We start from the raw sequence: 16,684 nt of genomic DNA on the forward strand, positions 1-16,684 counted from the left end.
GTTAGAGAAGTTAGTAATAACAATGTTTGATGATTTTTGGGGGTATAGATATGACAGCGGTCCAACCAAAACATACGTTAATAACTGAGGCATCCATAAAGGGATTAATGCATACCTATGACATTGGCCACGTGGATGAATGTATCTTTCTGACAAGAGGATTAAATGATACATATCGAATAAAAACAGCTAATGATTACTATATATACCGCGTTTACCGTCATGGATGGAGGGATTATTCCTCTATTCAGTTTGAGGCGGACGGGCTACAGCACCTGAAACAAAGGCGATTTCCTGTATCCTATCCGATAATTAAAAGTGATGGAACGATGATTAGTACCATAGAAGCCCCTGAAGGGACGCGGTATGGTGTGCTTTTTACATACTCTCCAGGAGAACGTCCCACTATCCAGCCAAATCATGCTGGGAAAATTGGGGAATTACTTGGTAAGATGCATAGTCTAACCGACGACTTTCGTTCATCAAATTATCGGGGATTTAAATTAGATGAATCCCATTTGCTCGATGAACCGTTATCACGAATCAACCCATTAATTAAAGCATATTTAGGAGAGGAAGCTGAAGAAGAAATAGCAAATGCAGTAAAGAATATAAAAAAAGAACTATCTAATAAGAAACTTGAAGTTGGATTTTGTCATGGTGACTTTCACAATCATAATATGCATATAAACCAAGGGAATCTCGAAGTGTTTGATTTTGACTGCAGTGCAATTGGGTATAGAGCTTATGATATTGCAGTTGCCTGGTGGAATATAAGAAGCAATTATCAAAGTGAAGAAAAAGCTTGCTGGAATGCTTTTCTGTCTGCTTATTTAGAGGAAAGAAATTTATCCGATGATGATTTTCAAAGTTTGCCGCTATTTATAACGGCTAGAAGAATTTGGCTGCTTGGGGCAATGCTGGAAAATGATGATGTCTGGGGGAGTAATTGGATAAATAAATCGTCTCTCGAATTATTCATACTACAGATTCAATCGGATCGAAATAGGGAAGAGAATAGAATAAGATAAGTTAAAGGGAGTGATAACAAATTGGTGTCTTTACCAACATGGATTTGGGTCTTTTATTTTATTTTCTTGGTTTTTACATTAACTACAGCTTTAATCAGTAATTTTAAAAATAGGTCGATTTCATATGCCTACACAGCAATTATCTTATCGTTCGCCGCCCCGTTATTTTCATTTTTGTTTTCAGTGGGAAGACCAGAGGGTGTTCATTCGATTAGCTATGTTTTTTCACAAATTTGGAATGGAAACCTGTTTGCTTTAGCTATTGTGTTAGCAAATATCTATCTACTATTTTGGGATGGACTTTTTATCAAGAATTATCGGGATCAGCTTATAAGGTATTACCATAGAGTACTCAAAAAAATACAAGATACGGATATACTGAAAAAACGTGAAAAATCACAATAATAGATAAATTATTAACACCAATACGTAGGATTGAATTTAATTAATCTCTACAGTTGAAAAAACGCCATGAAAAATATGGAATGCTTTTCGCGGGCGCGGTCTGGAGGTCGGTATACAAAAATCGATCATCTGTCTGCATCTCTAGATACTTGTTATTGCAGCTGGAGTTCCCTTTATTTTATTTACAATACTTACAACGGTATCCATAGTAATCATCAGCGTTTCAGAAAAAACCAAACGAATATTCAAGTATCATTCGTTTGGTTTTTTTCTTTATTTAATTACTTTTGTGTCTCAAAACTACTTTATTTTTATAATTATTTTTCCTTTTGCATGATGTGTTTCACTAAGCTGATGGGCTTTCTGTAGACCTTCCTCCGTAAGAGGGAAAGTATGGCCAATGGTAGGTTTTATTTTTCCTTCTTCAAGAAGTTCCGCAATTTCTGCTAATTGTTTGCCGTTTTCTTCTAACCATAAGAATCCTGCAACAATACCATTTTCACGTGCTATATCTTCATCAGGTGGTTCCGCGATAGAAACAAGTTTTCCTCCCTCTCTTAAAATTTGAAAACTCTTCAGCTGTATATCTCCACCCATTGTATCCACAACGATATCATAATCTGATAAAATTTCTTCGAAGTTTTCTGTTTGATAGTTAATCAAATGATCTGCTCCTAATTCTTTTACCAGCGCTTCGTTTTTTTCGCTAGCGGTTGTCGCCACATACGCACCAAAATACTTGGCGATTTGGATAGCGAAGCTACCTACACCGCCTGAACCAGCATGAATCAATACGTTGTCTCCTTGCTTGATTTTGGCAAAGTCTACAAGACATTGCCAAGCAGTTAATCCAGCCAATGGAACACCAGCCGCTTCATCGAACGTGATGGAGGAAGGTAGTTTGGCTAATCGTTTCTCATCTACTGCTGTGTATTCTGCATAAGTGCCATTAGCTGTTGTGGCGGGTCTTGCAAATACACGATCTCCAACTTGAAATTGAGTCACTTCTTCTCCTACTTGTTTCACAATCCCTGCTGCATCCCAGCCTAGGATAATAGGGAAGTCAAAATCAAACTTCTCCTTTAAATAGCCTTCACGAAGTTTCCAGTCAATTGGATTAACGGCTGTTGCGTGCAATTCAACCAAAACTTGATTATTCTTTATAGTAGGTAAGGGTACTTCTTGTTCTTTAAGTTGTTCCGATTTACCATAATTAGTGATAACAATTGCTTTCATTTTTAACCCTTCTTTCATAGCGTACTATTTATCATTTTCCCGATTCTATTTTCGTTAATCATAAATAAGAGGTGATTTTTTTTGGAAACGTTAACTTCATTTGAACCAATCTTACCTTCTGATCCTATTGTTCTTATTTTAGGATCGATGCCAGGTGGGATTTCATTAGAAAAGCAAGAATACTATGGAAATCCTCGAAATCATTTTTGGAAAATCATGTTTACTTTATTTGATAAACCTTTAAAAGAGGATTACCATGAAAAAATAAAACTCTGCAAACAGCATCAAATCGCCTTGTGGGATACAATTGCAAATTGTTATCGTGAAGGTAGTCTCGATGCCAATATCAAGAAAGAAGTCCCTAATAATATTTTAGAGTTGTTAGATAAGTACCCAACAATTAAATTAATCGCTTGTAACGGGGGGAAATCGTATCAAACGTTTAGGAAGTATTTTTCAACGGCGTTAATTAAACCAGTAGATGTAGTTAAGTTACCTTCAACAAGTCCGATTCCTGGGAGGTACACGAAGTCATTTTCAGGAAAACTGGAAGAATGGAAAGTTATTCTTTCATATCTTAGCGAATAGTACAAAAACAAAGCGAATAACCCTCAAAAAATCAATATTTATGTCGATTATCTATGTCAAAATAGGGTATAATAATAATACTTAGATAATTCATTACATTTAACTTGATTATGAATATTTTTGATGGAAACGTAATAAGATTACATTGGTTGTTTTTTAAGTAAAGGTTATGGCGAGATAGAGGTTGGGGACGGCAAATGAGTCGCAAGCGGCAACTTGCGACTCAGACAGAGATATCCGCAAGGAACGGCGACATTGCAACATAGGATACAAACGCATCTCACCTGATCCTTGTTACTATCGTCGACAGGGTGCTTACTTGTTTTCTCGGCTATTTACAATCAACAATACAAGCGTGGCGAACGAGAACATCAGCTCAAGTGTCTTGTCAATTGGTATCAATTTTTTTCAGCCCCTTTCCCTTAGGGGATTACCAGTCGCCAAGTATAAGAAGCCTTTTCACTAAGCTTCCATCTTACACCCTGCATATCCTGTCCCCACCATTATACTATAAATAATGTAATAATTGTGGAAATTATTAGGAAATGGTATAAAATTCACAGATTTCAGTTTTTTGAGTATAAACTGCCTATTCATGGACAGGCTTTCCATGGGTTAGAAGCCCTGTGAAACAAGTATGTGTAAAGGGTTACAGAGATTATATTGGTAGTATTAATCGACGATAATTATGTTACGGGATGTGAATATTTGCTTAGTTCCTGTAATATTTTGAAAAATTGATACTTGATTTATTTTTCTATATTACGTATACTATTTGTAAATTTAGCAATTAAAAGGCGATGACAGAGAAAAGTAGGGTTTGAATTGTTTATTCAGAGAGCTTCGTTTGCTGAGAAGAAGTTAAACGTCAAACTTGAACAATGGTCTCATAGAGCTTCGAACTGAACATAATTTTTATTATAAGTAGGTTGCGACGGGATTTGGTACTCGTTATTAATATCATAGTATCCATGCTAATATAGCTAGTGTACTTATAAAGGCTATTTATGTAATTAAATAGTGAAATAAGGTGGTACCACGTTACAAACCACGTCCTTATCGATTCTACGGTAAAGACGTGGTTTTTTAGTTAATCATATTGGAGGGGTTCACATGTTTAAGCAACTTGTATTACAAACAGACTTTGGGGTGAGTGATGGAGCAGTTAGTGCTATGTATGGGGTAGCAATTTCAGTGGATCCTGAAGTTCGAATCTTTGATTTGACCCATGACATACCACCGTATAATATATGGAATGCTTCTTATCGTTTGTATCAAACAATTTCATATTGGCCGAAAGACACCGTTTTTGTATCTGTCGTAGATCCTGGGGTAGGGACGAACAGACTGAGTATCGTTATAAAAACGACAGATAATCATTATATTGTAACACCTAATAATGGGACACTAACCCATATAAAAGAACATATTGGAATAAGAGAAGCACGAATTATTGATGAAAATGTAAACCGTTTACCGCAATCTGGAGATTCTTATACATTTCATGGTCGTGATGTGTATGTCTATACAGGAGCAAGATTGGCGTCTTCTGTGATAAATTTTGAAGAAGTGGGTCCAGAAATAGATGTAGACACTGTAATTAGTTTACCTAAGCCAAATCCAACGGTCGAAAATGGAGAAGTATTCGGACATATTGATATATTGGATGTGCGGTTTGGCAACCTTTGGACGAACATTGATCGAGAATCTTTTGAAGCGGCAGGAATAGCGTATGGTGACTTGTTAAATGTGAGAATTACCAACAATTCTCATGAAGTATATAATAATAGCATGACATTTGGACGTTCTTTTGCTGATACTCAATTAGGGGAACCATTAATCTATGTAAATTCATTAGACAAACTCGGTGTTGCATTAAATCAAGGATCGTTTGCAAACGCATATCATATTGGTACAGGAGCTAGTTGGAAGATAAGCATATCTAAAACAGTATAGTCACATATTTTAAGAAACTGGATAGAGATTGTCCACATAAGTATATTAAATATATTGACCTGCTAATAAAAAGCAGGTCTTTTACATATTCCTATAAGTATCCCGTTGTATCCGGTTGCATTCATTTACATATCACAAAAAGAATATTGTGAATACAATATCTTCCTGAAAATGGCTGGATTTACTTCTACAACGTTGTTATAATCATCCATTATATTATCGTTTTTTTGCCCTAAGATGAATAGTCATTCATTTATTATGTAAAAAGAGGTTGAGTTGTATGAAAAACAGCTTTAGAATTTATTCAAAAGATATAAAAAACATTGCTACAAATTGGGTAGCGGCTATTTTAATTGGTGGATTGATATTATTACCATCATTATATGCATGGTTTAATATCAAGGCATCATGGGACCCGTATGGACAGACAGATCAAATTCCTATCGGTGTCGTTAACGAAGATGCAGGTGCAACCGTTCGGGGTCAGCAAATTCATGTTGGAGATGATTTAGTTGCAACGCTCAAGGAAGATAAATCAATGGATTGGCAATTCACAGATAGAGATACTGCGATGGAAAAAGTAGAATACGGAGACTATTTTGCAGTTATTGTTATCCCCAAAAATTTCTCAGAAAAACTAGGCACCGTCGTTGAAGATGAACCAGAAAAAGCGGATGTTGAGTATTATGTGAATGAGAAGGTTAACGCCATTGCTCCAAAAATCACAGAAAAAGGTGCTTCCGTGATCGTGGAACAAATTAGTAGTAATTTTATTTCCACTGTGAATGGTGTCATTTTCGATATGTTTAATAATCTTGGTGTTGAATTAGAGAAGGATTTACCAGATATTAAGCGTTTTGAAAATTATATTTTTGAGATGGAGAAAAAGTTACCGGAAATCCATGATTTGCTAAATCAGTCATTAACAGATGCGAGTAGTGCACAGAATATTATTAATCAAGCTCAAGCATTAGTACCAGAAGCTGAACGTGTCACTGGCGAGGGAATGCAAACGATTGATAATACAACCGAATTTCTTAATAAAGCAGAAACGCGATTAGAAGAGATGGCACCCAAAATTGAAGAAGACTTAAATCGCGTCCAAGAAATAGCTAATAAAACAAATAATTTTATACAGGATATCCAACATTCAGAAATTGATTTTAGTAATGGGGAAGAGCTTACGGATCAAGTGAATGAACAGATTACGCAAGCTATGCAAAGAATAACGACGATTAATCAGGCATTAGATCAATTGCAAGAGCAAAATCAGGATGATCAGTCGGGAGATACAGGGAATGGTGCAAATAATGAAAAAATTGATCAAGCACAACAACAGTTAGAGGAGCTGCAACAGCGTCTAAATGAGGTGCAAACAAAAAATGAAGAAGTTGCTGCTTTTATCACGGATAAACATGCAGAAGTACAACAAACAATTGCAGAATTACAAGAGCTGTCAAGTAATGTTTCAACAAGTATAGATGATTTTGTTAAAGAATATAAAGAGAATATTGAACCGACGGTTATGGGGGAAATTGATCGCGCACAGTCTACATTAGCAAATGCACGAGGAATATTGGTAGACATTCAAAATACAATTCCTGAAGTAGAGCGAATTCTTTCCAATACGGAAGGGAGCTTAGGAGAAGGCGAAGATATACTGGAATATGCACTTGGAGAGTTTCCTTATGTAAATAGTAAAGTGAATGAATTAGCAGATAGGATTCGAGAAATACAAGGAGAAACGGATATTAATGAGATAATTCAACTATTACAGAATAATCCAGAAGCTGAAAAAGGTTTCTTCGCTGAACCTGTTCAATTAAATGAGAACAAATTATTTCCAATAGAAAATTATGGTACAGGCATGACACCTTTTTATACGGTATTAGCAATTTGGGTGGGCGGCTTATTATTGATATCTCTACTATCAGCAGATAGTCATCGATCAGATGACTTTACGGGTAGACAAATTTATTTTGGTAAACTATTTACCTTTATAACTATTGGTTTATTGCAAACAATCATTGTCACAAGTGGCGATTTATTATTATTAAATGTTGGCGTTACGCACCCATATTGGTTTATTGGATTTGGTTTACTTATCAGCATGGTATTTATGATGATTATTTACACGCTGGTCTCTGTGTTTGGTGATGTTGGTAAAGCCATGGTTATTGTACTATTAGTGTTACAAATTGCTGGAGCAGGCGGCACCTATCCAGTCGTCTTGCTGCCAGAATTCTTTCAAGTTATCCATCCATTTTTACCGTTCTCCTATGGCATTGATTTAATGCGCGAAGCTGTAGGGGGGATTGTATGGGATAGGGCCACCAAAGATATTCTCTTCCTATGTATATTCGGAGGGGCAGCAATTATCATTGGCGCCTTCTTAAAACCAATAATTAATAAACAAACAAATAAACTAAAAAAGAAATCAGACGAATCCGGGCTATTTCACTAGAAGCTAAATTAGCTTTATTAAATTCGTTAAGGAAGAAATAGCGAAAAGCTATCGAATTTTATCGTTTCGATTTATAATTGGTTGAAGGAGTTGATGATGGTGCAAATAAACGAACAGGCACGTGAAACGTTGTTGTCTGAAGTAAGTGGACTAACAGATGAACAATTAAACCTAAAACCGTCAACTGATCAATGGTCAGTGAAGCAAATTCTTGAGCATCTTTTTTTAATGGAAGCAGCCATTACAAAGACAATTCAACAACAAATAATTCTTGGTGATACGAAAACAGTGGATGAGAAACCCATTCATTTTACTGTTAATCGTTCTGTTAAAGTAGACGCTCCAGAATTTGCTATACCAAGTGAAGCATTTGCCACCTTGGAAGAAATGAAACAAAAGCTTGCGGCAAGTCATGAAGGACTACAAAATTTAGAAAAGACAGCAGATAAGAAGACATTAAGGGAGAAAGCATATCCGCATCCTGCTTTTGGTGAGCTAAGCTTATATCAATATATTCCGTTTGTTGGCTATCATGAAATGCGGCATATTGAACAATTGAAGGAAGTAAAAGCAAAGATGAACTAGAATAGAGACTGAGACAAAAAGTAGCTTATTCCTATCATAATCCGAACGATTTCACTCGAATCCGTTCGGATTATTTGTTTACATAAAACAAGTTCTATTATTGCTTCGTCAACATACTTCGCTTTCCGCGGACACGGTTTCACCTTCCTTGCCTCGGCAGGTGGATGCCGTCATTATCCGCAAAGGACGAGATTCGTTGCCCCTCATCTGAACACTTTCCTGAGGGATCTTCCACTCGTGCTGTTTTGCTTCGTATGTTGACGGCACCCTTATCAGTGTTTATTTCATTTCATTCCTGTTTTATCATTTGGCTTTTGGTTACCTTTTTTAATTGTGTCCGGCCCTTTTTAGATTTTATTTTACATATCGTCCTGCTCCACATGAAAAAAGAGGTACAGAAGCTTTTTAGATTGGAGTGAATATAGTTTGTTTGCTTTATTGTAAACAAGTACCAATGAAAAAAGGTTATGATGAAACTTGTTCTCCTGTATAATAGAAAGGGTAATGCTTTAAAAGGGAGGAGAGCGAGTTTGAAGAAAAAAACATGGATTCGGATAGGGATCGGACTACTTGCGACCCTTTTAGTAATAGATATCATAGCTAGTTTTTATTTTTATAATTTAGCGATCGCTCGTAATGTGAAAGATTTTCTTCAAGACAATTCGGATTTAGAGGTTTCAGCTGAAGCTTTAGATGAAATGCTAGAAGGAGATTGGAGGGATTGGGTTCGCAACCAAGATTTTGAAACTTGGAAAATGACATCTTACGATGACCTTCAATTACAAGGATATTACTTAGAGGCAGAGGAAGAAACAAATAAAACGGTTATATTTGCACATGGATATCTAGGTAATGCTATGGATATGGGGATGTTTGGGCAATATTATTATGAGGAACTAGGTTATAATATGTTTACGGCTGATCTAAGAGGTCATGGCGAAAGTCAGGGAGATTATATAGGGTTCGGCTGGCATGATCGTATTGATTATTTGGACTGGATTAATAGAGTAATTGAAGAGCAAGGGGAAGATACGGAAATCATATTACATGGTGTTTCTATGGGAGCTGCTACCGTTTTAATGGCAAGTGGTGAGGAATTACCAGATAATGTGAAGGCAATTGTTGCAGATAGCCCATATACAAGTGTTTACGATATGTTCGATTATCAGATGGATCGGATGTTCCATTTGCCAGCGTTTCCTGTCTTACCAAGTACGAGTGTTATTACGAAAATGCGAGCAGGCTATGGTTTACAAGAAGCCTCTGCGCTTAATCAAGTGAAGAAATCAGAAACGCCAATCCTTTATATTCATGGGAATTCAGACACATTTGTCCCTACTAGGATGAGTCAGGAATTATATGAAAATACGAAAAGTGAAGCGGATTTAATAACATTTGATAATGCTGGCCATGGAGAAGCATTTGTTACCCATAAAGAAAAATATATTGATAAATTAAATCGTTTCTTAGAAAAATATATTAATTAGTCATTTGGTTTCCTGTGATAACAACAGGAAACCTTTTTTATACGATGTCTCCATGAATGGAACGTTTTCTTTCGTACAAAAAGCAAATAAAGGATAAAAGGGCTGTTTTTCAGCCCTTATTGTATTTTTATTCCTTTTATATGCAAAAAAACGCATAAAATAGATGTTATTATGAATAATTATAAAATAAAACTAATAAATATGCTTGATAAATTGATGGCGGAAAACTATAATAGTCAATAATTAAAAAAATATAGTATAGGGGTGAAAGATAAATGACAAAAGGATATCTCGTGTTAGAAACTGGTGAAACATTTACCGGAGATTGGATAGGATATGAGAGCGAGGTTGCTGGTGAAGTTGTGTTTAATACCAGTATGACTGGATATCAAGAAATGCTTACTGATCCATCTTATGCTGGTCAAATACTAACTTTATCTTACCCCATTATCGGTAATTATGGGATAAGTTCATATAACTATGAAAGTAATACGGTTCAAGCTGCTGCCGTAATATTAAATGATGTTTGTGATGAACCGAGCCATTTTGAATCGGAGATGACTTTATCACAGAATTTAAAAGCAGCTGCGATACCAGGGCTTAAACATGTAGATACGCGATCGCTTGTTTCAACTATTAGAAAATATCAAACTGTTAAAGGAAGAATTGTGTTAGAAAAGGTTTTTCCTGATTATATACATAAGTTCAATATTCCGAACAGTCGTACTCTTGTTGAACAAGTCAGTGTGAAACGGCCAGTTGTAATGGGTAGAGGAAACTGTCATATTGTATTGATTGACTTTGGGTATAAAAAATCAATTGTTGAAGCTTTAATTCATGAACATTGTAAGGTGACAATTGTACCGAACTCAACTTCTTATAACGAGATTGAGGAACTATATCCTGATGGAGTTATCATTAGCAATGGCCCTGGAGATCCCAAAGATTTACATGCACATTTTCCACTAATCAAACATCTTTCTGAAAATTATCCAACTTTAGGAATATGCTTAGGCCACCAATTAATTGCTTTAGCCTTTGGTGGCAGAACAGAAAAAATGCCATTTGGCCATCGTGGAGCTAACCATCCTGTGAAAAATCTAGTGACAGGAAAAGTGAATATGACGTCACAAAACCATGGATATGTAGTGTTAGCTGATGGTATAAATTCAGAAGATTTTCAACTGCTTTTTAAAAATGTGAACGATGGTTCGGTAGAAGGAATGAAGCACAAAAAATTACCAATTACATCGGTTCAATTTCATCCAGAAGCACATCCAGGTCCCAGTGATACGGAATATATTTTTACTGATTTTATCGAAACAGCAAGATTATCAGGGGGGAAACAGGTATGGGAAAGCGTACAACTTTAAAGAAAGTACTTGTAATTGGATCAGGACCTATTGTGATTGGTCAAGCGGCTGAGTTTGATTATGCTGGTACACAAGCTTGTTTGACATTGAAGGAAGAGGGAATTGAAGTCATTTTAGCTAATAATAATCCTGCAACAATTATGACAGATAAACAGATAGCGGATAAAGTATATATGGAGCCGTTGAATGTAGCGACGCTTGAAATTATTATCGCAAAGGAGAAGCCAGATGGATTGATTGGTACTCTTGGCGGTCAAACTGGATTAAATTTGACGATAGCTTTACATGATAAGGGCGTCTTAGCTGAACATCAGGTTGAAATCCTTGGTACATCTGTAGACTCTATTCAAAAAGGAGAAAGTAGAGAATTATTTCGTCAGTTAATGCTAGATTTAAATGAACCTGTTTCCGCGTCAAAAGTAGTGGAAACTGTCCAAGAAGGTGTTGACTTTGCTATCGAGATTGGATATCCGGTTATTTTACGTCCAGCATATACACTTGGTGGTGAAGGTGGTGGATTTGCATACGATGAATCGGAACTGCTTAATCATCTGCAGAAGGCTCTAGAGTTAAGTCCCATTCACCAAGTATTAGTTGAAAAGAGTATTAAAGGTTGGAAAGAAGTTGAATATGAAGTCATGCGGGATGCAAATGATACTTGTATCATTGTGTGCAATATGGAAAATATGGATCCGGTAGGTGTGCATACTGGAGATTCCATGGTAGTGGCACCATCCCAAACATTATCTGATACACAGTATCAATTGCTGCGTGCCTCTTCATTAAAAGTCATCCGGGCACTTGGGGTTGTTGGTGGCTGTAATATTCAATTTGCCTTAGATCCGAATTCAAATGAATATTGCATTATTGAAGTAAATCCCAGGGTTAGTCGCTCATCTGCTCTAGCATCTAAGGCCACTGGTTACCCAATTGCTAGAATTGCTACGAAATGCGCGCTTGGATATCAATTGGATGAAATTAGTAATCCAATTACGGAAAATACATATGCATCATTTGAACCTGCGCTGGATTATGTCGTCGTCAAGCTACCTCGATTCCCCTACGATAAATTTACAGAGGCGGATCGTACGTTAGGTACACAAATGAAGGCCACTGGCGAGGTAATGGCAATTGACCGTACATTTGAGGCAGCTTTAAATAAGGCTGTACGTTCGTTGGAGATGAATGTTTATTGTATGCATTGGCCTAAAATGCATGAAAAAACGCCAAAGCAACTGTTGCAACTTCTGGAAGTACCAAATGATTTACGATTGTTTGCTATTTATGAGGCTCTAGAACGAGGTTATTGTATTGAGGAACTGACTCAAGTTACTCAAATCGATCCATGGTATTTGCGGAAAATGGAGAGGATCTTTTATTTAGAACAATTAATTACAAATGAAACCATTACATCTATTTCGAGAGATACATTACAACAAGCCAAACGTTTCAATATCAGTGATGAACGTATTGCTGAGTTACTGAACACTACTGCCACCGTCTTACGGCAGAAATATCAGTACATGCAAATGAAACCAAGCTACAAATTAGTAGATACGTGCGCAGGAGAATTTGATGCAATTACTCCTTATTATTACTCTACTTGGCATGGGCAGGATGAAGTGTCAGTAAAATATGATAAAAAGAAAATTCTTGTATTGGGTTCTGGTCCAATTCGTATCGGACAAGGCGTTGAATTTGATTATTGTTCAGTACATGCTGCCATAGCGGTAAAGGAGCTTGGATATGAAGCAATTGTGATGAATAATAACCCTGAAACGGTGAGCACAGATTATTCAGTTGCTGATCGATTATATTTTGAACCATTAGCTTTAGAAGATGTATTATCGGTTGTATATAAAGAAGCAGTGGATGGAGTACTCGTTCAATTTGGAGGTCAAACGGCTATCAACCTAGCGAATGGTTTAAAAAAAGAAGGGGTTGAGGTTTTAGGAACAGCACCAGAAAATATCGATCAAATGGAAGATCGTGAACAATTTTATCAACTATTAGATAGCTTATCTATTGACCATATTAAAGGGCATATTGTTAAGAATATAGATGAATTAACAGTATCTACGAAAGAATTAGGTTTTCCCGTGCTTATTCGCCCTTCCTATGTAATTGGTGGGCAATCCATGTTTATTTGCTATAACCAAGAAGAATTGTATCATTTTGTTACGCGAATACAATATGACACCAATGATCGTTGTTGGCCACTACTGATCGATCCTTATCTGCCCGGGAAGGAGTGTGAAGTTGATGTTATTAGCGATGGAAAAGACATTATTATTCCAGGGATATTTGAGCATGTAGAAAAAGCTGGAGTTCACTCAGGTGATAGCATGGCAGTGTTTCCGCCATTTTCTTTAAGTGATTCTGAAAAACGGAAAATCACAAATATATCACAAACCATTGCTCAGTCAGTTCCGATTGTTGGGATGATGAATATTCAATTTGTCATTTTTCATGATACCGTTTTTGTATTAGAAGTAAATCCTCGTTCGTCACGAACAGTTCCTTTTATTAGCAAAGTAACAGATATTGCAATGATTGAACTTGCCGTAAATGTACAATTGGGTCAAACAATACAAAACTTGGCACCCCAAACTGGCCTTTGTAGCGAACCGCATTATATTTCTATCAAGGCTCCTGTTTTTTCAGCTGGAAAGTTAAAGGGAGTTGATCACCTTTTAGGTCCAGAAATGAAATCGACTGGTGAAGCAATAGCGATGTCCAAATGTAAAGAAAAGGCTTTTGCAAAATTAGTTTCAAATAATCGTCCATCTAATCCAATTATTTTTGCTTCAATTGCTGATCGTATGAAGGAAGAAAGCCTTGCCTATTTTCAAAACTGTGCTGAAAAGGGAGCTACTATTATAGCAACGAAGGGGACTGCTAACTATCTAATTTCACATGGTTTACCCGCAGCTTCGGTTCTGAAAGATAGAGAGCGTATTTACGAATCATTTGAAAAAGAAAAGCCTGACATGATCGTAAATATTCCTGAACAAGGAAGGGAGAAAGAGAAAATAGGTTTTTATATTCGAGAACTTGCTACACGTTATCAAATACCATGCTATACAAGTTTGGAGAAATTTAAAGCAATGTACCTAGTTGGATCTGCTGCTGTTAACGATGATGTGTATGCTTTACAAGATTATCTTAATCGTATTCCTAAGAAAGCATCTATTCTTCGTTAAAAGTCTCACTTCTTATAATTCTTTATAACTGATACATAAGTGCAGTAAAAGGAAGAGAAGAAAGCAGACCATAAGTTAAAGAGACGAGGACCAAAGTAGCTTATTTCTATCATCATCCGAACGATTTCACTCGAATCCGTTCGGATGATTTATTTACATAAAACTGGTTCTATCATCGCTCCGTCAGGATACGTCGCTTTCCACGGGTGCGGTTTCAGCTTCCTTACCCTAGCAGAGGGGTTTGGCGACATTGTCCGCAAAGGACGAGTTTCGTCATCCCTCATTAGAACACTTTCGGCTTTCGAGTTACCTACCCTTAACCTATTCTATACGTATTTCTCAAACCATCGACAAATATGATTGAGTCGTTCAATTCGCATATTTGGTTTTCCGCTTCTGCTCAGTTCGTGATTAGCCTCTGGAAAACGCACAAATTCTACTTCTTTCTTTAAATGCTTTAAAGTAATAAATAACTGTTCCCCTTGTTCAATTGGACAACGATAATCATTTTCTCCATGCAGGATTAATAAAGGTGTTTCTACATCTGCTGCATATTTCAGAGGGGAAATTTCCCATAATTTTGATGGATCGTCTAATAAGTTCAAACCATGTTCCCATTCTGTAAAGAAGTAACCTATATCGCTTACACCGTAGAAGCTAAGCCAATTCGATATCGACCGTTGCGTAACAGCAGCTTTAAAACAATTCGTATGCCCAACAATCCAGTTTGTCATAAAGCCTCCATAACTTCCTCCTGTAACACCTAGACGGTCTTTATCTATAAAGCTATACATTTGAACAGCATGGTTAACAGCCTGCATCACATCATGATAATCCCCTCCTCCATAGTCCATGCGGCATGCATCCACAAAATGTTGATCATAACCATGGCTGCCTCTTGGGTTTGTATATAGAACGACATATCCTTGTGCTGCAAGTAATTGTAGTTCGAAAAAGAAGGTTTGGCCATACATAGCATGAGGACCACCGTGAATCTCCAGGATCATCGGATACTTCTTTCCTTCTGTAAAATGATATGGCCGAATAAGCCATCCTTGAATTTCTACATTATCCTCTGTTTTAATCCACAAGGTTTCAGGCTTTTCAAATGCAATCTGATCTTTTACTGTTTTATTTCCATTGGTAAGTTGTGAAAGACTTAAATCCTCATTTAATAAATAAAAATTACAAGGATCAGTCGGAGTACTGATTCCAAGAATCAATTGATCATTTACAACGTCATAGGTAAAACCAAAAACATGATTATCGTCCGAGTATAGTACTTGGTGGTTAGCTGTCAATTCGATTTGATGTAATTCGGTTGCACCTTCTCTCGTTGCAATAAAGAAAATGGTGGAGCCATCCTGAATCCAAGTTGGACCAGTTTCTGATGTACCTAGATGGGTATCGCCTATCATCGCATCACCAAGCTGGAAATTCCAATTGGTACTAAGACAGGTTTGTTCTAAGGATTGACAGTCGAAAATGTATAATTCGGTTAGTGTAGCTCCTTTATATGCAAAATCGTGCCCAAAACAAGCGATTTTGCTTCCATCCGGAGAGAAGGAAGCTTGCTGATAGGAACCATGTTTAGTGGTTAATTTGTTCATCTTTTGAGTTGCGATGTCAAGTAAATAGAGATCGTTAGACAACTCTTGATCCGCTTCATCATTTAAATTTGCTGCTATTAAAACGGTTTTCCCATCGGGAGAGATATCTTGAAAGGCATGATCCGTATCCGCTTGCGTTAATTGAGTAACAGAACCATCTTGGATATTCATGCGAATGATCTGTGTCTTTTTATTATCATGAAATCCTTTTGCATCTGATTTATATTTTAAGCGATTAACAACGAGGGGGTGCTCCTGTTTAGCAGATTTTATTTTTTGCTTCTCTTCTTTCGTCATTTCCTGTTGATTATGTATATCATCATCGTTTTCTAATAATGCGCTAAAGAGAATAAATTGTCCATCCTTTGTCCACGTAGGGTTTGTCGCACCATGCTTAAAGGTAGTTAATTGCTGTGCCTCCCCTCCATCGGTATTGATCAACCATAATTGAGGGAGACCACTTCTAGTAGATTGAAATACTGCTCTCTTCCCATCAGGAGAAAATCGAAGATGTGTATTTTTATCGTTGTCAAATGTCCAAGGAATTGCATTGTTGTCATTTAAGCTTTGGTAAAAAAGTTGAGACTGATAGTCTTTTTTATCATTAATTGTGGTAGATACATAGGTGAACGCTTGGCCATCGGGTGTGAATTGTGGGTCACTAAATACTTCTAGATTCAATATGTCTTCAGAAGTCAGCTTGCGTCTATGCTTACTCATTATTTTCCTCCTCTATTAAAATAAAT

Annotated in this window: 10 protein-coding genes and 1 other annotated feature; of the genes, 8 read left to right on the forward strand and 2 right to left on the reverse strand. The window is 36.7% G+C overall.

Annotation, left to right across the window (positions count from 1 at the left end):
- Positions 1 to 50: 50 nt before the first annotated feature.
- Positions 51 to 1,031, forward strand: coding sequence for a phosphotransferase (locus M948_RS42605; RefSeq protein WP_021292065.1), 981 nt, complete (start codon positions 51 to 53; stop codon positions 1,029 to 1,031).
- 705 nt (positions 1,032 to 1,736) lie between these two features.
- Here M948_RS42605 and M948_RS39290 read toward each other — a convergent pair.
- A complete protein-coding gene (locus M948_RS39290) occupies positions 1,737 to 2,672 on the reverse strand; it encodes an NADP-dependent oxidoreductase (protein WP_021292067.1) in 936 nt (311 codons plus the stop codon).
- A gap of 81 nt (positions 2,673 to 2,753) precedes the next feature.
- Between M948_RS39290 and M948_RS39295 the strand changes: the two genes are divergently transcribed.
- From M948_RS39295 to carB, 7 genes are all read left to right on the forward strand, one after another.
- Positions 2,754 to 3,260 carry a DNA-deoxyinosine glycosylase gene (locus M948_RS39295; protein ID WP_021292068.1) on the forward strand — a complete coding sequence of 169 codons (507 nt, stop codon included), beginning with the start codon at positions 2,754 to 2,756 and terminating at the stop codon, positions 3,258 to 3,260.
- Positions 3,261 to 4,051: 791 nt separating this feature from the next.
- Positions 4,052 to 4,321, forward strand: a binding site (T-box leader).
- 52 nt (positions 4,322 to 4,373) lie between these two features.
- Positions 4,374 to 5,216, forward strand: coding sequence for an SAM hydrolase/SAM-dependent halogenase family protein (locus M948_RS39300; protein WP_021292069.1), 843 nt, complete (start codon positions 4,374 to 4,376; stop codon positions 5,214 to 5,216).
- Between the two features lie 280 nt (positions 5,217 to 5,496).
- Positions 5,497 to 7,680: a YhgE/Pip domain-containing protein gene (locus M948_RS39305; RefSeq protein ID WP_021292070.1), complete on the forward strand. Its 2,184-nt coding sequence runs from the start codon at positions 5,497 to 5,499 to the stop codon at positions 7,678 to 7,680.
- Positions 7,681 to 7,773: 93 nt separating this feature from the next.
- A complete protein-coding gene (locus tag M948_RS39310; RefSeq protein WP_031335724.1) occupies positions 7,774 to 8,265 on the forward strand; it encodes a DinB family protein in 492 nt (163 codons plus the stop codon).
- Positions 8,266 to 8,795: 530 nt separating this feature from the next.
- Complete coding sequence (locus M948_RS39315; RefSeq protein ID WP_021292072.1) at positions 8,796 to 9,752, forward strand: alpha/beta hydrolase; 957 nt, start codon at positions 8,796 to 8,798, stop codon at positions 9,750 to 9,752.
- 275 nt (positions 9,753 to 10,027) lie between these two features.
- Positions 10,028 to 11,125, forward strand: a complete 1,098-nt coding sequence (locus tag M948_RS39320) for a carbamoyl phosphate synthase small subunit (RefSeq protein ID WP_021292073.1) — start codon at positions 10,028 to 10,030, stop codon at positions 11,123 to 11,125.
- Entirely contained in the window at positions 11,104 to 14,328 is a 3,225-nt protein-coding gene (gene carB, locus M948_RS39325) for a carbamoyl-phosphate synthase (glutamine-hydrolyzing) large subunit (RefSeq protein ID WP_021292074.1), read from the forward strand. Before M948_RS39320 ends, carB begins: the two co-directional genes overlap by 22 nt.
- Positions 14,329 to 14,654: 326 nt before the next feature.
- Here carB and M948_RS39330 read toward each other — a convergent pair whose 3' ends face one another.
- On the reverse strand, positions 14,655 to 16,658 hold the full coding sequence (locus tag M948_RS39330; protein ID WP_021292075.1) for a S9 family peptidase: 2,004 nt from the start codon (positions 16,656 to 16,658) through the stop codon (positions 14,655 to 14,657).
- Positions 16,659 to 16,684 lie beyond the last annotated feature (26 nt).

This window comes from Virgibacillus sp. CM-4 (genome assembly GCF_000445495.1).
GTDB classification, from domain to species: Bacteria; Bacillota; Bacilli; order Bacillales; family Amphibacillaceae; genus Virgibacillus; species Virgibacillus salexigens.